Origin of the sequence: Halioglobus sp. Uisw_031, assembly GCF_047729875.1 — a bacterium.
Lineage (GTDB): Bacteria > Pseudomonadota > Gammaproteobacteria > Pseudomonadales > Halieaceae > Marimicrobium.
Map to the genome: position 1 here is coordinate 2,178,500 of NZ_CP159826.1, position 18,877 is coordinate 2,197,376.

Genomic DNA, 18,877 nt, shown 5'->3' on the forward strand with positions numbered 1-18,877 from the left:
CTCTACCTTATTAAGATTTTTAGTTAGATCGAAAAACCACCCAGTTTAGTCTCCAAATATTCAGCTAGCCCTTCACGTGCTCCTTCGCGCCCTAAGCCGCTCTCACTCATACCTCCAAATGGAGCTGCTGCGCTGGTCGGGTTAATATCATTGATTCCAATAATGCCAAAGTCAAGAGCCTCGAACGCATGCATCGCACGCGATAAGTTTTCAGTATAGACATAAGCCGCTAAACCATAGTGTGTATCATTTGCCATTTTGATAACTTGGTCATAACTGTCAAAAGAGATAATGGCTGCAACGGGGCCAAATGTTTCTTCTCGGTAGATCAGCATATCCTCGCTCACATTACTCAGGACTGTTGGTGCGTAAAAATGTCCTGCCGAATACTGGCCTCCAGACAACGGCTCCCCACCACTGTGCAAGATAGCCCCTTTTTTTAGCGCGTCCTCAACTTGCCGAGATACTTTTTCCACCGCTGCATGATTCACTAGCGGCCCGATAGACACCTCAGGCTCTAAACCATTACCCGCTTTCATTTTGGCGACTCTCTCCGTGAAGGTTTGAATAAACGAGTCTAAAATGCCGCGCTGCACGAAAATCCTGTTTGGGCTAATGCAAGCCTGCCCAGTGTTTAAAAATTTAACCAGTGATGCACCTTTAGCGGCGCGTATTGGGTCCGCATCATCAAACACGATAAACGGGGCATGACCACCTAGCTCCAGCGATACGCGCTTAAGTTGCGGCGCAGCATCTTGAGAAAGCTTTTTACCAACGGCGGTAGATCCCGTAAATGTCAGTTTTTTCACTTTGGGATTGGTGCAAAACTCTTTTCCTACTGGAGCTGGGTCTAACGTGGTGACTAAGTTTGCAACGCCCGCTGGTAAGCCCGCTTCATGTAAAATGTCAAAAACCGCTATCGCGCATAAAGGTGTTGCTTCAGCCGGTTTCAACACGATCGTACAGCCGGCTGCCAAGGCTGGAGCGACTTTACGTGTCACCATCGAGATGGGGTAGTTCCATGGCGTCACGGCGGCCACCACACCAATTGGCTGATAACGCACAATAAAACGCTGATCAGCTCTGGCCGAGGGAATGGTCTCGCCGTAAACACGCTTCGCCTCCTCGGCAAACCATCTCAGGAAGTCAGCGGCATACTGAACTTCATTAAGCGCCGCTTTTAAAGGCTTACCCTGCTCGCTAGTCAGCAGCTCAGCTAGCACTTGCTTGCGCGCTATCATTAGACTGTAGGCTTTTTGCAGCACCTCAGCTCTTGCGTAGGCAGTCGCGCTGGACCATGATTTATAGGCAGCAGATGCGGCATCGATAGCAAGCTTGGCGTGGCTGTGGTCGCCATCGGGCACCCTTTCAATAACGTCACCTGTCGCAGGGTTAGTCACACTGAATTGTTGATCTGTTTTAAGCCATTCGCCGTTGATATACATACAGAGTTGCCACGCCATTGGTCAGCCCGACAAAGTAGTGCAAGCGACGCTTTTTTACAAACAAAACTCGCAATTCTAACGGTAAGGGAGTTGTTCAGCTGGAACTTGATACCCCTACCACTCGTCGACCTCTATCTCCACACAGGCGCGGAGCTCGAACAGAGTGTAGGGCATATAAAAAGCCGGACCTTGGAGCGGTGCTGCCCGCGCCAGCTAAGCAGGCAGACTGACGTAGCTCTAAACGCTAATCCTGGTAACCGGTAATCGACTTAGCCGCTTGGTAGGCAAACGTCATAGCTGGGCCAAGGGTTGAACCCGGCCCCGGGTAACAGGGCAACGTTGGCGCGCTACAGTTGCCAATCGCATAAAGACCTTCAATCACGGTGCCGTTTTCATGCATAACCTGCGCATCAGCATTGGTCACCATACCGCCCTGAGTTCCAAAGTCACCCGGATCAACCTTCATGGCATAGTAAGGCGCCTTATTGATAGGTCCTAAACAGGGATTAGGCGTCACACGAGGGTCGCCGTAATAGCGATCATAGGCCGAGTCGCCACGTTGAAAATCGAGATCTTCACCGTTGCGAGCGAATTCATTCATCTTAGTGACGGTCTCTTCTAGACCCGCCGCGTCCACATCGATTTTTCGAGCGAGTTCAGCAATTGAATCCGCCTTGGCAAAAAACCCTTCTTCTTCATAGCGTTTCGGTACGGCCCAATCCGGCAGAAATTTACTGTTATACAGTGGCCCGACAAAATACGTGGCGCGAAAATTAGCATCGAATATGTGCCAGCTCGGATTGAGTGGGTTTTCCTCGGTGTGTCTGGCGAACGTTTCCTGCTGAAACGCCATATAGTTTTGTGATTCATTACTGAATCGCTGCCCCGCCGGATTCACCATAATGGAACCTGGGTAAGACTTTTCCATAATGCTTAAGCGGGGAATATCCTCCCCAGGCACAGAAATCGTGTTGCACCACCAGGCTTCGTCAAGACGGTGCATTTTTGCGCCCAGTCGCATACCTTCGAGGATGGCATCGCCCGTATTGTCTTTTGTGCCGGCACTCCAGCGATGATCGGTAGGCTGCGGGAGGTATTTTTCACGCATTTCCTGATTATGTTCAAACCCACCTGCGGCCAGAACAACCGCCTTGCGAGCCTGAATTCTCACCGGTTTACCCTCGCGCATCACTTCAACACCCAGCACCTTGCCGTCAACATCCACGACTTTCGTCATCGCGGTATTTTGCCAGAGCGGAATGTCTCGGTCCTGCATTGATGCCCGCAGACGCGCAACCCCGGCACAACCCGTGGCTAAACGACGATGGAATTTATCCTTCAGGCGCCAAGGAATATCCACGGCATAGTCCACCACCAGCTTGATCGCTGTTTTCCACCAGCCCGGCTGCTGGCCAATCAGTAGTCCAGCCTCTACCTGAGTAAAACCAATTACCCCAGCCAAATGCATCATCGGATGAGTACGCCGGAGTCGTCGCCATTCTTCCCCGAGCTCATCTGCATTAAAGGTTTCCGGTTCCATCGAGCGATGGCCTTGCATGGCGCCGTCGAGATCGGTGTAGTAATCCGGATAGTGTTCCAGCGTCACATAGCGCATACGCGTGCGTTCGTGGAGAAAATCCACCATCTTCGGACCGTTCTCCAGATAGGCATCTAGCTGATGTTCCGACACCTCCTCTTCTGTGATCAGTTGACGCAGATAGGTTTTGGCGCTCTCTAATGTGTCACCGGCACCGGCTTCATTGGCATAGCGGTTACAAGGGATCCACACGCCACCGCCGGAAATAGAGCTGGTGCCACCGTAGAGATTCGATTTCTCTATGACCAGCACATCCTTCGCACCCATCTCATAACTGCACAGAGCCGCTGTCATCCCACCGTTGCCGGATCCGACCACCACCACATCGAAACTGTAATCCCACTGCTGCTCTGCACTCATCGTTTGCACTCCACAAATATCGAGTACATGGTAGCGTAATCACAACGCATTGCAGCCCTAGAATGGCCGTAATGACCAAAAGGTTTAAAAAATTGGTCGTCATGGGCCCACATGACGCTTAAAGGCCCCAAGAAATTTGTCTTGTCAGCAGCTTCCCTCCCTTAATACAATGCCTGCTCGCCCTGATAAGCATCAAAAAATTGTAATAAGGAACCGGATATGCCCCATTTTCGACGTCAAACAGCCCTCGCCATCATTGTGCTCGCGGGACTCGCTATCTCACCACTGGCCATCTCCCACTATAACGATAAGGAGGGGCCTCAGTCCTACCGGCAATCATGGTTTGCGCTGGTGGCTGCGAACTTCAGCCCTATGGTTTCCATGGTCAAGGGCGAGATACCCTGGCAGGAGATGCAGATGGCTGGCTATGCTGACCAATTAGCAGCCCTCACTACGCTGGATGTCATGCGCGGCTTCCCCGACGGATCCGACAAGGGCACAACACGGGCTAAGCCTGAAATATGGCAGAACAAGCCAGACTTCCAAAACAAGATGGACGACCTGAAAACCGCGGTAAACGCGTTAAAAACGGTTGCCGATCAGGGCACCGATCGAAAAGCCATCGCGGCGCAGGTCGCGGCGACAGGGAAAGCCTGTAAAGCCTGTCACGATGAGTATAAGTCAAAAAATTATCTCTATTAGAGCTGACGCCTAGCAGCCATCAAGGCCCCCGTGACAACGTCGGCTTCGAAGTGGTCCTATCCTGATCCACTAACGCGGCTTGACGGCGACCCGCGTTAAGTCTAGTACACCTATCTGTGCCACCGATAAGCGCATAATTTAAATGTATACCGATGGGTTGCGCGGAATTACCGCACGCATAAAATAAACGTGTCGTGTTTATACAGGAGGACTTTTGCAGTGGCTATGGTCAACAACCCTATCGATACACCTCAGCAGCGAGAGCATGAATTACTCGCCCTGGAATTGTTCAATTCGTCCGAGCTACAGGCCGTTTACGCGCAAGTAAGAGTTTACTGGCTCGACCTGGCGAAGCCATCACCTGATATGCGGGGCTGTTTCGATGCGGCGTTTAAAGAAGTCATGTTTAGTGCAGTGGTCTGGGCGCTAAACCAAGACCCGCTTTACCCCAAAGTTATTACTATCAGTCGCCTGTCTCATGATATAGACGGCCAGCACATTCCCGGCTCGCGCTGGGGCATTGATAATCCCGATAGCGTATACCGGGTGATTCCTGTGCAGGCGTCTGAGCAGTATGTGATTAGCGGTCGGGTGCCCAAAAAGCGTCTGGTGGAGAATTACTTTACCTTGTGGGACAAAGATATGCGCACCGTTGGCTTGGTTAACGGCAAAGACCTGATATTAGACGAAGAGGGTCGATTTGAAATCACCGTAGACAATCGACCGGCGGGGGAACGTGCCAATCACGTTCAGACCGACGATAGCGCGTTTGAATTCTATATTCGTGACGTCATATTCGATTGGGCTGAGGACCGTGTGAATGAGCTACAGGTTGAACGCTTGGGGCCCGCACCTGCGCGGGCTCAACGAGGGCGCGATGAACTGATTGAACTGGCCGGCCATTACATGCACAAGTACGCAACCAATTCCCATCGCTGGAATAACCAAGCGCTACAGAAAGAACCTAACGACTTTAGCTTTCTTATCGATCGAGAGGACGATGGCGCCCAGGTTGGGCAAATTTACATCATGGGCCACTTCCAGCTACCCGATTCCGAGCACGCTATCGTGCTGGAAGTCGACATGGGTGGGGCTGACTATTTCATCGCCCCTATCACCAACATATGGGGTACCACTAATAATATTACGGACCGCAACGGCTGTATGAACAGCGCGCAGTCGCTCGCAAATGCCGATGGCAGTTACACTTTCGTTCTGTCGGTGACTGACCCTGGCGTGCACAATTGGCTGGACCCCACCGATATGCATGAAGGCATTCTCACCTTGCGTTGGGCTGAATTTACGGGCGGCAAACCATCCGATAGTCTGGGAGTGAGCTCGTCACTGGTCAACTTGGCTGAGTATCAGACTACATTGTCTGAGAACAAAAAGATTTCTGCAGACCAACGCCAACGCATAAGTAAAGAACGAGCCGCGAGCTATGCCTGGCGGCTTGCAGGAGCAACATAGATGAGTTCGAAAATTTGGTTTATTACCGGATGTTCTACGGGTTTTGGACGACACATTGCGCTGGCAGCACTTGCGCATGGCGATAATGTGGTTGTCACCGCTCGACGCCCGGAAACAATCGCCGATATATGCGAGCAATATCCAAAGAAAACTCTGGCGTTAGCGCTGGATGTGACGGACGCGCATCAAATCGACGCGGCAGTGTCTTCGGCGATCGGGCATTTTGGGGCCATCGATGTATTAGTCAATAATGCGGGCTATGGCTATGTGGGTGCGATTGAGGAAGGTGAAGAAGCGGCGGTACGCCAGCTGTTCGAAACTAATTTCTTTGGTGTCTTAGCGCTGACCAAGGCGGTGTTGCCTCATATGCGACAGTGTGGCAGCGGCGTCATTTTAAACAACTCCTCTCAGGCGGGCTTAATGGCCAACCCGGGCACCGGCTATTACAGTGCTTCCAAGTACGCTCTTGAAGGCTTGATGGAAGCGCTTTCAAAGGAAGTCGCCCCATTCGGCATCAAGGTGTGTTCGGTTCAGCCCGGTGCCTTCCGTACAGATTGGTCGGGCCGCTCTATGCAACGCACCCAGACGCCAATTGATGACTACCATGAGCATGTGGGATCGCGGCTCGATATGATTGGCGAGATGGACGGCAAACAACCGGGTGACCCTGTGCAGGCAGCACAGGTGTTTATCGATCTAGCCTATATGGACGAGCCACCGACACAGCTATTGCTGGGAGCCGGTGTATTGACCACCTATCGCGAAAAACTGACCGCTGTTGAACAGTCATTGGATGCCTGGGAAGCCGTTACTCAGGGAGTCGATTTTGCTGCTGGCGAATGAACCAAGATAGCACCACGCATTCTCGTACCGTTGAATCTAATCATCATTCAAAGCCATAACGGTCGCGATATTCTTTGAATTCAGCTTTAAGAAAATCCTCGGTGTAACCAAACTGTTCAAGACTGTACTCATGGACAGCACGATCATCTCGCCGATTTTTATCCCGCCATTCCTCTATCGACGCTTTTGCCTTATCGGTAAATTCCATATCGATAAATTTATAGATCGACTCCAGAACACCATCGGCATTGCGAGTTGTATCCTTATAGCTAACATCCAAAAAGTAATCCGGATGTTGATCGCGTATCCCGATCGCTCGGCGCATACTGCGGGAAAATTTTGTACACCAGATATCTGCCACCGCCTGTGCATCGGGATTATCTGTATTTAACTTCCATAAGCCATAATTGAGACTAGTAAATGACGGCATGGTCTCTAAGGGGTCACGGTGGGTCTGGACAACCTTGGCTCCGGGAAATGTCTCCAATAACAGGTCTAGATGGTGTACATGATGCGGAGCTTTTAACAGCCACCGTCGAACTCCCTGCCCCTTGCGTTTTTTCTGCCACTGCAAAAACTGCAACACTCTGTATAGATATTGATAACCAGGAGTATTGTCGTGACTATCAACCCAGTTGGCATAATCGGGGATATTACAAAAGGCCTCAGGAACACTACTGTAAAAAGACTGCTCCAACAGCATAATTTCTTCATCGGCTGCCTCTGCATCGAAAGGGTGCATGGCGGCTAAATCAGGATTTGCATCCAGCATTCCCCGTATTTCAGCTTTGGCTACACTCAGCCGTGGGTCTTCACCGGTAAAATCCCAGTCTGTGGGCGGTGAGGGAAACCTGGTCTCAAACCATCTCGATGTGTAAAAACGCTGATCACTACCCAATGCTCTATGCAACATAGTGGTACCCGTGCGGGGCAAACCCACTATCACCACTGGGTTTAATATTTCTTCCGTGAGAATCTCAGGATACTTATTGAAAAAGTTCTGCACTAAAAGGCGCTGGCACAGGATCTCAATAATTCTCGCGGACTGCCCTTGAGTGCCTGCCTCGTTAAGATCGGCCTGTTCAACGAGCGCTTCTAATAAAATTTTCAGTGGTGCCCGAAAGCTATCGTCCCCAAAATCACTCAGTCCAGTACGCTGTTTTGCCGTTGTTATTACATACTCTAGGCCCAACGGGCTAGCGCTTACAGCCATTGCTTAAGTCCCTGTCATCACTAAGTTGTTCTGTAACCAGCGCCGAGAGCGCACAGTACCCGATAGCACCAACCACATAGGTGGCGGCCATGAGAAATTGTGAGATTCGAGGGTCTGACAATCTAGCCTCCACGGCAGCATGAGGTTGGTACTGCGGGGTTGAAGGCTACTGCCTTTTACCGGAGAGTCAAGGGACAGTCAGCCAAGGACAATCTCTGAGTTTTAAACGCCGACGCCAGTTTAAATACATCTGTCGTATCAAAGGTCAAATTCGCGAGACAAAACGGGCTTTAGGTGGACTGCAAACGGTATACTCCTGCAGCGTGTTATATCATCCACAAGCAAACAGTTTACGGCAATGTGCCATTAACGGGAAAAGAGTCATCATCATGAATGTCAGTGAGATCAGTCGAATCATTGAGATGGCCTGGGAAGACCGGACCCCTTTTGAAGCGATTCATGCCGCTTATGGACTGTCAGAGTCTCAAGTGATTAAGCTCATGCGTTAAGAAATAAAACCACGCTCTTTTCAGGTTTGGCGCAAGCGTGTGGCAGGTAGGCGCACCAAGCACTTGTCTCGGCGTGACTTTACGGTAGGCAAGTTCCGTTGTCCCACCCAAAAGATGCGCTAGCGGTAACACCGGGTAAAATATAGACGAGAGACTACTAGGGTGACCGTGCATTCACTTTTCAGCCGCATTTGGATAAGCGGCTAATGTTCCGTCACGAACCAAATCCCTCACTATACTGCTGAGTCTCTGCATCGAGAACTTCCCACGCAGCCTTGGAACTAACATGAATATGTTGTTTCAGCCGAACACCAGGGTCAGAATCAAGCAACCCTACCGGTATCCAGTGCAGCGTATAGTCAGGTAAAAACTGCGGCAGTATCGATCCGCAATCGGGACAGAATCGGCGTTTGAATCCACTTTCACATTGAAACTCCCGCACACGCTCATCGCCCTGTAGCCAAGAAAAAGCGTCTTCACCGGCCAGCGCCGCAGCACTGGATGCACCCCCAAAAGCCTTTCGGCATTTGGAACAGTGACACTTAAAGATGGCCGAGTTGAACTCTTCAACCACAAAGCGCACCGCGCCACAGAGGCAACCCCCTTCCGTCATCACTTCTCTCCAACCGTCATTAACGGATAAATAATTTTAACTTAATCTATATATATCAATAGTTTATGCTATCTATATAATTCATTTTATATCCCTTGGAAGCCTCCGCTGTCCATCATGCTGGCAACACTCACCAGCTTAAAGACGGCTGGGGTGCCTGCGCCAGACCCCACCACAAAGCCAGCCCCACAAGCAGCGCAATGATCACGGCCCACCACCAAGGGGCTGGAGCTCCAGTGCCGACCCTTCCTATAGCACTGCCACGCAACATAGCCTGCAGCAACTTTTCTTTCAGCTTCAGCTGATGATACAACACAGCGAGGACATGCAAGCACACCAATGCCAGCAAGCAATTAAACGCTATGTCGTGCACCACGCCCATGGCATCACGGAAACCGGAATCAGCCCAATAATACAATGGCCCGGAAAACAGCACGTCATCGCTATTAAACAGACCACTGGTAGCCTGCACTAGCAGCAGCGACAGCAGTAACAGAACGGACCAGCCGCCCAGCGGGTTATGGCCTACACTGCTGCTGCCCTGCCCTCGCAAGTAAGCGCGCACTCGAGCAGGCCCAACCATGAAATCGGAAAATCGCGAATGGCGACTGCCGATGAAGCCCCAAACGATACGACTGCCGACCAACACCAGCACGGTATAACCTGTCCATTGATGCACATCGAAGCGCTCTTGGTCTGCACTCCACCAAGCCAGCGGCAAACAACATACAATCAGCCAGTGAAAAACACGTGTTGGGATATCCCAAAGGGGGTTTGTGCTGGCGGGCATAATATTTAGAGTACCGACAGTTTCAGTAGGGGCGGATAGACAGGATCGACATCCAGGTACTGGTATTGCCAGCAATTATGACTCAATACCGCGCGATGGCGAGCGCCGGGAAGACTGCCATCGGTACTTTCATAACCCGCATCCCCGCGAAACATCACCATCACCTGCTTCCCATCATTGGCGAATACGGGAAATACTTCCGGCACCGGCGAGCTGCGCTCCTCAGCAACCATCTGCGCCACGCTGGCATAGCGTGAAAGTCCCAGCAGTGTAAAGTAGGTAGGTGGCAACATAACCAAATTGCCAGACTCATGCTCGGCTGCGGCGTCGCGCACACTCAGCCACCGAGAGTCGTGAATTTCACCGCCATCAATCACCACTTCAACGTCTTCCGCCAGTGGCGCCGCATAAATCCACGTTGAGAAGCGCCGAGGCTCACCCACCGGCGTGGTCCAGTGACTTAACAGCACCATATCTTCAAGCCTTGGCGACAAACCTGACTCTTCATGCGCCTCCCGAGCGGCGGCAATTCGCGAGGCTTCGGCGATGCTGCCGTCCCCCGCCTCAAAGTCTTCTGGGTCTACTGAGCCACCGGGGAAAACCCAAGCACCGCCCGCGAAAACTAGTGCCTTGTTGCGTTTCAATAGAAGCGTCTCAAGGCCATTGGCGGTATCCCTCAGCAACACAACCGTACTTGCGGGGCGAGCTTCGATAGTCTCGGGCATAAATCTCCCTTAAATGGATGTATACCAGCGCAACACGCTACTTGCGCTGCGCGGCGTCCGCAATAAACGACGAGGCCATACCCAGATCAAAGCCGCACTGACTTGCCACCTTCATTGCGCTTGCCAAATCAGAATCTGCCACGCCTGCCACCCATAAATTTGTACAACGTGTACCAGAGCGGCAAAAAGCCAAGACTGGGCGCAAAGGATCGTCGAAAAGATCACTGATAACATCCAAATCTGGCCCCGGAAAGCTGGCTGCGGTAATCGGCATATAGTGATATTCCAGACCTACTGCTTCTGCCGCAGTCGCGATGAGCGCGCCAGCGGGCTGGTGACTGTCTTCACCGTCCGGTCGGTTATTCATCAGCACCTTGTAACCCGCCGCTGCGATTTGCGCCACGTCATCCAGGCTGATCTGTGCAGACACTGCGAGATTTTCCGTTAATTTTACAATGTTCATACGTCCTTCCTTTAGTGCGCATCACTGGCGTGGAAATTCCATCTTCAATGCAAACCATCTTACTCGCCACGAAATAACGGCTGCCTTTTTTCCTTAAACGCCCTCGGGCCTTCTCGAGCATCTTTGCTCATCATCACTAGTCCGGCCTGCTCCATCTCAAATTGAAAGGCCTCCGCCCAGGGTAGAGTATGCGTCTCCAGTGCTGTTTTCTTGATTGCCTGTAACGCCAGAGGTGCCTGGCGACAAATATTTTGTGCGTAGTGCTCAGCACGAGATTGTAACTCAGTCAGCGGCACAACCTCTGAAACAAGGCCCATCGCTAGCGCTTCCTGAGCACTGATCGGCTCACCACCGAGTAACATTTTCATTGCATGCGCCCAGGGTAACTGTCGAGCCAGTCTCACCATGGACCCCGCGCCGGGCACTACACCCACTTTCGGTTCAGGTAATGCAAATTGTGCATGCTCTGCTGCAATGCGTATGTCGGTAGCTTGCAGCAACTCTGCGCCACCCCCGAGCGCACGCCCATTTACTGCTGCTATAACGGGCTTGTACAACGGCTCTGCCTTGAGCATGATTTGGTCAACAATCATCGGATCAGACAGCAAACGTTCTTCCTGTGGCGTCTGCGGCTTTTTAGCACCCGTCCATAACGGGATGATCTGTGACAAATCCCCGCCACAGCAAAAGTCTTCCTCGCCGGCAGCGGTAAGTACCGCCACGCGAATGGCATCATCCTCGCGTACTTCTTGCCAAGCGTCAGCCAACTCCACAAACATGTCGCCGTTAATCATGTTCTTAGCCGCTGGGCGGTTGAGCGTAATCCAAGCCTGCTGCCCGCGCTTTTCAAATACCACACTGCTCATTACGTCTCTCCCAAAGTACGGATAACAGACCGACCTCTATTCAATCTACACGCAAACCGATTGCCTCAAATACGCCCTGAGCTCTAAGTCGTCTAGCCTAGCGCTTAAGCCGCTGCACCGAGCGCACTGACACCGTCCCATGTCAATTTAGCTCCAACGAGTATGAGACAGAAACTCACTATCGAATAGTAAAACGTCGGCGTTGAACGTTTCACCAGATAGTATCCGAGTTTCACGCCCAATGGCGCAAGCGGGACCAGCACCAGTGAATACAACAGATTTTCGCGCGTGAACTCCCCAAGGGCATAGTACGGCACCAGTTTTACAACGTTGACCACCGCAAAAAAAAGTCCTGCGGTACCTGCGAATAATAGTGGCGACAACTGCTTGGGCATGAGGTACATAGTAAATGGCGGACCACCGGCGTGGATGCTAAAACTGGTGAAGCCCGCTAAAGCACCGAACAAACCACCACTGACGGCGTTGTGTGTCTTGCTCGAGAATGATTCTAGCCCCATTAGGCTCTGTAGACCGAATACCAGTGCCAGAGCACCAATCAAAATACGCATATAGTGCTCATTCATGGCTTCTGCAGAGAGATAACCGATGCCAATGCCCAGTATCGCAGCAGGCAATAACAGCACTAGCGCTCGACGATCGAATACCCCCCAATAGGCTTTTACCACCAATAGATCCATCACCACAAGGATGGGAAGGAGGATCGCTGCAGCCTGAGTTGGCGGCATCACCAGCGCCATCATCGGCACCGAAATAATCGCAAGGGCACCACCAAAGCCACCCTTGGTGACTCCATAGAGCAATACTGCCGGCACACTAACGAGGTAGAAGCCTGGATCAGTTAGCATGAACTGGCTCAGTCAACGAGAGCGAATTCGTTACGCAAGACTTCGATGATTTCAGCCTTGGGGTTTTCGGCTAATTGCAGGCTCGCGCCCGTGATTTTCTCAGCAATGCCCACATAGATTTTCGATATTTCCATCAAAACCTCCACCGGGAGGGCGTTGTCACGCGCCAACACCTCTCGTTCAGCCATGCGAGCCTTATTGAGCAGAATATCAGGGTCTGGAAAGTGCTGTAGCAACAGTTGCCGAAAATCTTCTTTGGAGTTTTCAACCACCCGACCCTCGCGCAATGCTTCGCCATCCCAGATTCGTGATGAATCAGGTGTTCCAACCTCATCCATATAAATCAGTTTTTGATTGCCGCTCTTATCCTTGACATAGCCAAACTCAAATTTTGTATCGACAAAAATCTGATCCAAGCGTGCCAACTCTGCACTAATCACCTCAAACCCCTCGCGCAATAGCCTCTCATAAAGGTCAATATCACCAACGCTATTAAACTTGAAGGCCGAAAAATTATTTTCAATATCGCTACGAGTGACATTGACATCATCGACAGCAGGCACGCCTGGGATGTCATTCAAGACTCCCTTGCTGGACGGGGTGATCAATAACTCAGGCAACTTCTGATCGCGCTGCAAACCATCGGGAATAGTGATGCCGCAAAACTCTCGCTCGCCCTTGTCGTAGGAGCGCCACATTGAGCCGGTAATGTATTGCCTGGCAATAGCCTCAATCATCACCGGCTTGGCCTTCTGCACGATCCAGACCAGCGGATGAGGAATCTCGAGAATATGACTGTCTGCTAAGCCCTGCTCCCGGAACAGTCGAAACCAGTGATTGGAAATTGCATTCAGTGCAGCGCCCTTTCCCGGGACTCCTCGCATGCCACCTTCTGCGTGCCAGATGCAATCAAAGGCAGAAATGCGATCCGATATCACCATAATGGCTAATGGCGCATCCGGTGCGACATCGTAGCCTCGCTCAAGCACCAAACGAGCACTATCAGCGGCGGTCAGCCAGTAGACAGAACGTACTTTCCCGCTATGCACTGGTGCATCCGTGCGGATGGGGAGATCATCATTAACGGCCAATACCTTGTCGGCAAGACTCATAGTGGTTGTCCTGTATTCAGTTATTTGGGTTGGCCCAGACTGCAAGATTTCAGACACAGCGCTAAACTGGGTAGAATTCTAGCAAAGGAGGAACCACTAGGCACCCCACAAATCCAAAATTGAGTGAATCCGGTTATAGGTAAGGCGTGACATAAGGCAGAAATATGACGAACCCGATAGTGGCTGCTCCGATAGCGCTCAACAAAACCGCACCCGCTGCCACATCTTTAGATTTCTTTACCAAAGGATGAAACTCGGGTGATATAACGTCACACAGTAGTTCAAAAGCAGTATTCAGTGCTTCTACTACCCACACACCCGTGATAGCCATAATGAGAAAACACCACTGTGATGTCGACACGCCAAAAGCATATCCCGCCGCCAAAACACACAGGGTGGCTAAGGCGTGTAACCACGCATTGTGCTGACTGCGCATGACTTCGACAATGCCTTCTATCGCGTGCAGGGCGCTTCTTATCCTTCCGCTAATGGAAAAAGTATCCGCATTATTATTCATATCTATACCTCGATCAGGCAAAGGGGCTTGATGTTGCCAGAATATCCCAGTGTTTCACCTACTTACAATATGCAGTGGCCGCCGACTATAATAGCGCGCACGATCAAGGCTGAACATCATGATGGAAAGGAACTGCTTGCATGAGTAACTCTGAACGAACCCCCTACCAGATTCTGGGCGGGGACGGGATTCGACAACTGGCCAGTATCTTCTACGACATCATGGACACTTTGCCAGAGGCTGCACCCTTGCGCGCTATGCACGCCAAGGAGCTTCAGCCGATGAAAGTCAAGCTGGCGGAGTATCTCACGGGCTGGATGGGCGGCCCTCCTCTGTATGCGAAGAAGTACGATACGGTCTGCATGACCACACCGCACGCGCCCTACCACATCGGGCCGGCCGAGCGCGACCAGTGGCTATTATGTATGGACAAGGCTCTGGAACAAACTGAGGCAAGCGAGGAACTTGTAGACATGCTGAAAGTGCCCATGTTTCGCATCGCCGACGCTATCCGTAACAAAGAGGGCCCCAGTAGCGCCGCCACTAACCCCAACATCATTGCCGCGGACTGACATTGGCGCCGTTACTACGCCAATACAGCACGAGTCGCGATCGCCTCTCAGCCTGGAATCGTCGCGACTCTGTCTTATATTGACTTATGGCGTTTGGCCTTAAGTTTATTGCCTGCTATCCGAGAGTAGAAAAAAACAAACAATACTACCCAGACCGCGCCAAATACTAATAACATTTCGATTCCGTTGCCCATAATCTCTCCTCCATTTGCATCTACTCCCCTTGCTGCTTGTGCCGGTCAGATTCCATACCTACCACTACTATTGCTCTTGCAGCACAATCGGCTGCACCAGCGGGTCATTGGAGCGGCCTTGCAGGTGTAACATCCCGCGACGAATACTGTTGGCCCAGGAACGAAAAATCAGATCAATAGCCGGATCGTCATTATCCACCTGATTGAACGCCCATATGTCGTCGCTGGATTTTGTGTCTATTGAACGCACCATAACGGCACCGCTGGCCTCATTGACAAGCGCAATGCTGACGGTGATTGCACCGCTTGCCTTCGCTCCGGCGACAACAGCGTCGCGGCTCTCATTAGGGTGGATCGCGACCACCGCCGTATTGACAATTATCTCCGCCTGCTCTTGGTCGTCGACGATATTAAACGCCGATCCGAAACTGAGCCCCGCAGAAAACTCTCGGGCTATCGCTTTTTGTAAGATTTTTTCTTCTGGCTCGGTGATCAGCCAGCCCTCATCGGCAGTGGCGCCTTCAGGCTGAATGACCCGCATATTGGCCAGGTTCGCTGGCGCAATATAGACATTACGGAAATCTCGTACGCCTGGCTGCACCTCACGATTGACATAGAGCTCATCCGCGCGCGCATTCACACCCTCCAAAAAGTCAGGGTCGCCACGCTCTGGCGCAACGGATGATGTGGCATCGAGCTGAGTGCAAGCGCCGAGAATCATAAAAGAGGCCAAAAGTACCGCCAAGCGTTTATCTGACATGGAGTTTTTCCTTAGTTGAATTGTTATTGCAACCGAGCGCCCAGGACAGCTATAACACGCTAGTTTGATAGTGAAGTATACCGCAAAATCCCGCAACGGCCAGTGGTTCAGTAGGCGCTGTAAATCTGGAATAGACTATTGGGATAAAGTATCTAATCGGCTACAATTCGGCCCCGCTTCGCCCTAGAGAAGAGTTCATGCTCGCCAACACTCCAACGCTTTCCCGCCAATTCCTATCAGTAGTAGTCATGCTATTACTGCCGGCCATATCTTCCTCGGTTCAAAGCAACACGTTGGACGAGAATATTCTCGTCACTGCCAGCCGGGTGGAAGAGAATGCGATGAAGCTACCACTCGCTTGGTCCACGGTAAGCAGTGAGACCCTGCAATTTATTGATCCGATTCATATCAATGAGATCATGCAACGTGTGCCAGGCGCCTGGATTAGTCGCGGCAATGGGCAGGAAAGTATCATCGCGCTTCGCTCACCAGTATTAACTGGCGCCGGCGGCTGTGGCGCTTTCTTTGCCGCTGCGGACGGCATCAGTCTGCGCGCACCAGGATTTTGTAATGTAAACCAGTTGTTTGACACGAACTTCGAGCAGGCAGGTCGTATTGAAGTCATCAGAGGTCCCGCTACGGCATTGTATGGCTCCAATGCAATGCATGGCGTTATCAATGTTATCAGCGCCGCGCCGACAGAAGAAATCGACAACAGGCTAGCATTGGAAGCAGGGCCTTATGACTACTATCGTGGAAAATACCGCTACAGTAATACGCTGGGAAAACACGGGATCAGCGTCAGTGCCAACGGCACAACCGACGGCGGTTACAAGGATGATTCTGACTATGACCAACAAAAAGCCACGGTACGCCATGATTATGCGGGCGAGCACTGGGATGTTCGTACCGTACTGGATGCAGCCAACCTGAACCAGAACACTGCGGGCTTCGTTGAAGGTTATCAAGCCTACAAAGATAATGATCTAAAAAAGCGTAACCCGAACCCCAATGCTTATAGAGATGCATGGTCTGTGCGCCTATACAGCGCTGCCAGTATCGCACTGAATGACACGAACACGCTCACCGTCACGCCCTATCTGCGGGACAATGATATGGAGTTCCTGCAACATTATTTACCCTGGCAGCCGGTGGAAGAAAATGCCCACGACAGCCTGGGACTGCGCGCGACAGTTCAGACCAATACCGACACATTACGCTGGATAAATGGCATCGACGTAGAGTACACAAACGCTAGCCTCAAGGAAACGCAGGATGAGGATTTTAGCCCCAATCAGCCTGCTGGCGTGCACTATGACTACCAAGTGAATGCGACGGGCGGGGCAATCTACAGTCAGCTGCGCACGCAAAGCGATTCACCGTGGGAGATCGACGGCGGGGTGCGGCTCGAATACACCAGCTATGACTACACCAACAAAACCGCAGACGGTTCTGGCTGCGGGCCCGAGGCAACCAACTGCCGTTTTTACAGACCGTCTGACCGGGAGAACGACTTTACGGACTGGTCTCTTAACGCCGGAGTCAGCTACAGTATCACTGAAAATCATATAGGCTACCTGCGATTAGCGCGCGGTTTTCGTGCGCCACAGGCCACAGAGCTTTATCGACTCCAGGGAGGCCAAGAAACCGCCAATCTTGACTCGGAAAAAATTGATAATATCGAACTGGGACTGCGTGGTGACTGGCTGGGCACTACGCGCTACGATGTCGCGGTGTATTACATGCACAAGGACGACGCGATCTTTCAGGATGCCAATCGATACAATGTCAGCGGCGCCCAAACTCGCCATTACGGTGCCGAAATAAGCTTCGACTATCCAATTAGTGATCATTGGTCTGTGGGTATAGATGCAAATGTCGCAAGCCACACCTACGATAGTAACATTGAACTACTCGGTAGTAGCGGCAACATCAAAGGCAACGACATCGACACCGCGCCAAAAGCCTTCGGCAGTGCTCGCCTGGACTGGGATTTTTCTGCACTTGCTGGACGCAGCAGCCGTGCTGAGCTTGAGTGGGTCTATATGGATTCCTATTATTTGGAGTCACAGAACAACCATCAATACGACGGTCACTCCCTGCTGAACCTGCGTATTACCAGTGACCTGACCCCGCGATGGTCAGCAGGATTGCGCCTCACCAACCTGTTAGATGAAGACTATGCTGAAAGAGCTGACTTCGGCTTCGGGGAGTATCGCTATTTCGTCGGCCAGCCGCGAGGCGCATATCTGCAAATCAGTTATCAGTTCGGCGCGACACGGGGTTAGCATGGTCGATTTTTAACCTGTAACGCTAGGCTTAATGAATACGCACCGTTGGCCTATCGAAACGTATCAACTGAGCCACGAATAGCCGCGGCGACCCTGCAGACCCCCAGTATGTATAGCCAACACCGGTGCACCCTCCTCCCAGTCACCACATGCGCGTAACTGATGGATAGCGAGAAGCATCTTGCCGGTGTAAACGGGGTCGAGCTCGATGCCGTGAATCGCTTCGAATGCCAACATAAACTGACGCAGTGAGAGATCGGCGCGGGCGAAACCACCGCAGTGATAATTGTGCAGAATCCGCCAGTGTGCGCGGTTATCGCACGGCAGGTGCGAGAGCAGCTCCTGCACCCGCTGCTCCAGATCATGCGCGCCCTTGAGAGCAGAGATGCCATCGATTTCAAAACTCTCATCTAAGCCCGCCACCAGTCCTGCCATCGTTGTGCCGGTACCCACTGGCACAACAATGTGATGCGCTAACGGCGCTCTCTGCCGGATGATGTCCGCAACGGCCATGCACCCTTGAGCGCCTGCGAGGGAAGCACCCCCTTCTGGAATCAATAAGCAAGGCGCGAAACGCTCTTTGAGTTGTTGCTGATAAGCAACGTCATGGCGCTGCCGATACTCTTGTCGGCTCACATAAACAATGCGCATGCCCCAGCGCCGCGCGTCCGCCAGCATAGCCGACTTTTCTTCACTCAGCTCGCCCCGAATAATGCCGACCGTTTCAACCCCTAGCTGGTAACCCGTTGCCGCCAGGGCGTGTAAGTGATTTGACCAAGCGCCTCCAAATGAAATCAGACGTGTAATCCCTAGGCGCTTTGCCTCAGAAAAATAGTGTCGCAACTTAAACGATTTGTTACCGGGTGCGGGACCTCCTGTCTGATCTAGGCGCAACAGGGATACATGACCCAATGACACGCCAAGAACCGGCGTATTGGTCAGCTCATGTAACATCGATTCTTGAGAACC

General features: G+C 51.8%; 18 protein-coding genes and 1 pseudogene. 6 read left to right on the plus strand and 13 right to left on the minus strand.

Features of this window, described 5'->3' with window-relative positions:
• Nucleotides 1-23: 23 nt before the first annotated feature.
• Both ABXT62_RS09895 and ABXT62_RS09900 read right to left on the minus strand, forming a co-directional pair.
• On the minus strand, nucleotides 24-1,463 hold the full coding sequence (locus ABXT62_RS09895) for an NAD-dependent succinate-semialdehyde dehydrogenase (RefSeq protein ID WP_415355092.1): 1,440 nt from the start codon (nucleotides 1,461-1,463) through the stop codon (nucleotides 24-26).
• A 226-nt stretch (nucleotides 1,464-1,689) separates the two neighbouring features.
• Complete coding sequence (locus ABXT62_RS09900; RefSeq protein ID WP_415355093.1) at nucleotides 1,690-3,402, minus strand: FAD-binding protein; 1,713 nt, start codon at nucleotides 3,400-3,402, stop codon at nucleotides 1,690-1,692.
• A gap of 219 nt (nucleotides 3,403-3,621) precedes the next feature.
• Here ABXT62_RS09900 and ABXT62_RS09905 point away from each other — a divergent pair, with 219 nt between their 5' ends.
• The 3 genes from ABXT62_RS09905 to ABXT62_RS09915 all read left to right on the plus strand — a co-directional run bounded on the left by ABXT62_RS09905 (nucleotide 3,622) and on the right by ABXT62_RS09915 (nucleotide 6,417).
• A complete protein-coding gene (locus ABXT62_RS09905) occupies nucleotides 3,622-4,104 on the plus strand; it encodes a c-type cytochrome (protein ID WP_415355094.1) in 483 nt (160 codons plus the stop codon).
• Nucleotides 4,105-4,323: 219 nt separating this feature from the next.
• Nucleotides 4,324-5,574, plus strand: a complete 1,251-nt coding sequence (locus ABXT62_RS09910) for a hypothetical protein (protein WP_415355095.1) — start codon at nucleotides 4,324-4,326, stop codon at nucleotides 5,572-5,574.
• The gene (locus ABXT62_RS09915) at nucleotides 5,575-6,417 is read left to right on the plus strand and encodes an oxidoreductase (protein ID WP_415355096.1); all 843 of its coding nucleotides are present in this window, start codon (nucleotides 5,575-5,577) and stop codon (nucleotides 6,415-6,417) included. It begins immediately after the preceding gene.
• A 43-nt stretch (nucleotides 6,418-6,460) separates the two neighbouring features.
• On the opposite strand, the gene ABXT62_RS09920 is transcribed toward ABXT62_RS09915, so the two are convergent.
• Nucleotides 6,461-7,630, minus strand: coding sequence for a sulfotransferase family protein (locus ABXT62_RS09920; RefSeq protein WP_415355097.1), 1,170 nt, complete (start codon nucleotides 7,628-7,630; stop codon nucleotides 6,461-6,463).
• 389 nt (nucleotides 7,631-8,019) lie between these two features.
• Here ABXT62_RS09920 and ABXT62_RS09925 point away from each other — a divergent pair.
• Nucleotides 8,020-8,262 (plus strand): annotated as a pseudogene (locus ABXT62_RS09925) (TIGR03643 family protein).
• 91 nt (nucleotides 8,263-8,353) lie between these two features.
• On the opposite strand, the gene ABXT62_RS09930 reads toward ABXT62_RS09925, so the two are convergent.
• The 8 genes from ABXT62_RS09930 to ABXT62_RS09965 form a co-directional block, all read right to left on the minus strand.
• On the minus strand, nucleotides 8,354-8,752 hold the full coding sequence (locus ABXT62_RS09930) for a GFA family protein (protein WP_415355098.1): 399 nt from the start codon (nucleotides 8,750-8,752) through the stop codon (nucleotides 8,354-8,356).
• 130 nt (nucleotides 8,753-8,882) lie between these two features.
• A complete protein-coding gene (locus ABXT62_RS09935; RefSeq protein ID WP_415355099.1) occupies nucleotides 8,883-9,542 on the minus strand; it encodes a cytochrome b/b6 domain-containing protein in 660 nt (219 codons plus the stop codon).
• Nucleotides 9,543-9,547: 5 nt separating this feature from the next.
• Entirely contained in the window at nucleotides 9,548-10,267 is a 720-nt protein-coding gene (locus tag ABXT62_RS09940; protein ID WP_415355100.1) for an NUDIX hydrolase, read from the minus strand.
• A 37-nt stretch (nucleotides 10,268-10,304) separates the two neighbouring features.
• On the minus strand, nucleotides 10,305-10,730 hold the full coding sequence (locus ABXT62_RS09945) for a TIGR01244 family sulfur transferase (RefSeq protein ID WP_415355101.1): 426 nt from the start codon (nucleotides 10,728-10,730) through the stop codon (nucleotides 10,305-10,307).
• 59 nt (nucleotides 10,731-10,789) lie between these two features.
• On the minus strand, nucleotides 10,790-11,596 hold the full coding sequence (locus tag ABXT62_RS09950; RefSeq protein WP_415355102.1) for an enoyl-CoA hydratase/isomerase family protein: 807 nt from the start codon (nucleotides 11,594-11,596) through the stop codon (nucleotides 10,790-10,792).
• Nucleotides 11,597-11,700: 104 nt separating this feature from the next.
• A complete protein-coding gene (locus tag ABXT62_RS09955; protein WP_415355103.1) occupies nucleotides 11,701-12,462 on the minus strand; it encodes a sulfite exporter TauE/SafE family protein in 762 nt (253 codons plus the stop codon).
• 8 nt (nucleotides 12,463-12,470) lie between these two features.
• Nucleotides 12,471-13,574, minus strand: a complete 1,104-nt coding sequence (locus ABXT62_RS09960) for a phosphoribosylaminoimidazolesuccinocarboxamide synthase (RefSeq protein WP_415355104.1) — start codon at nucleotides 13,572-13,574, stop codon at nucleotides 12,471-12,473.
• A gap of 133 nt (nucleotides 13,575-13,707) precedes the next feature.
• Complete coding sequence (locus tag ABXT62_RS09965) at nucleotides 13,708-14,091, minus strand: diacylglycerol kinase family protein (protein WP_415355105.1); 384 nt, start codon at nucleotides 14,089-14,091, stop codon at nucleotides 13,708-13,710.
• A 140-nt stretch (nucleotides 14,092-14,231) separates the two neighbouring features.
• Here ABXT62_RS09965 and ABXT62_RS09970 point away from each other — a divergent pair, with 140 nt between their 5' ends.
• Complete coding sequence (locus ABXT62_RS09970) at nucleotides 14,232-14,663, plus strand: group II truncated hemoglobin (RefSeq protein WP_415355106.1); 432 nt, start codon at nucleotides 14,232-14,234, stop codon at nucleotides 14,661-14,663.
• A gap of 261 nt (nucleotides 14,664-14,924) precedes the next feature.
• Here the strand turns inward: ABXT62_RS09970 and ABXT62_RS09975 are convergent, their stop codons facing one another.
• Complete coding sequence (locus ABXT62_RS09975; RefSeq protein WP_415355107.1) at nucleotides 14,925-15,617, minus strand: hypothetical protein; 693 nt, start codon at nucleotides 15,615-15,617, stop codon at nucleotides 14,925-14,927.
• 197 nt (nucleotides 15,618-15,814) lie between these two features.
• Between ABXT62_RS09975 and ABXT62_RS09980 the strand changes: the two genes are divergently transcribed.
• Nucleotides 15,815-17,905 (plus strand): TonB-dependent receptor, encoded by a 2,091-nt coding sequence (locus ABXT62_RS09980; RefSeq protein WP_415355108.1) that lies wholly within the window; start codon nucleotides 15,815-15,817, stop codon nucleotides 17,903-17,905.
• 66 nt (nucleotides 17,906-17,971) lie between these two features.
• Here ABXT62_RS09980 and ABXT62_RS09985 read toward each other — a convergent pair whose 3' ends face one another.
• Nucleotides 17,972-18,862, minus strand: a complete 891-nt coding sequence (locus tag ABXT62_RS09985; protein WP_415355109.1) for a 1-aminocyclopropane-1-carboxylate deaminase/D-cysteine desulfhydrase — start codon at nucleotides 18,860-18,862, stop codon at nucleotides 17,972-17,974.
• Nucleotides 18,863-18,877 lie beyond the last annotated feature (15 nt).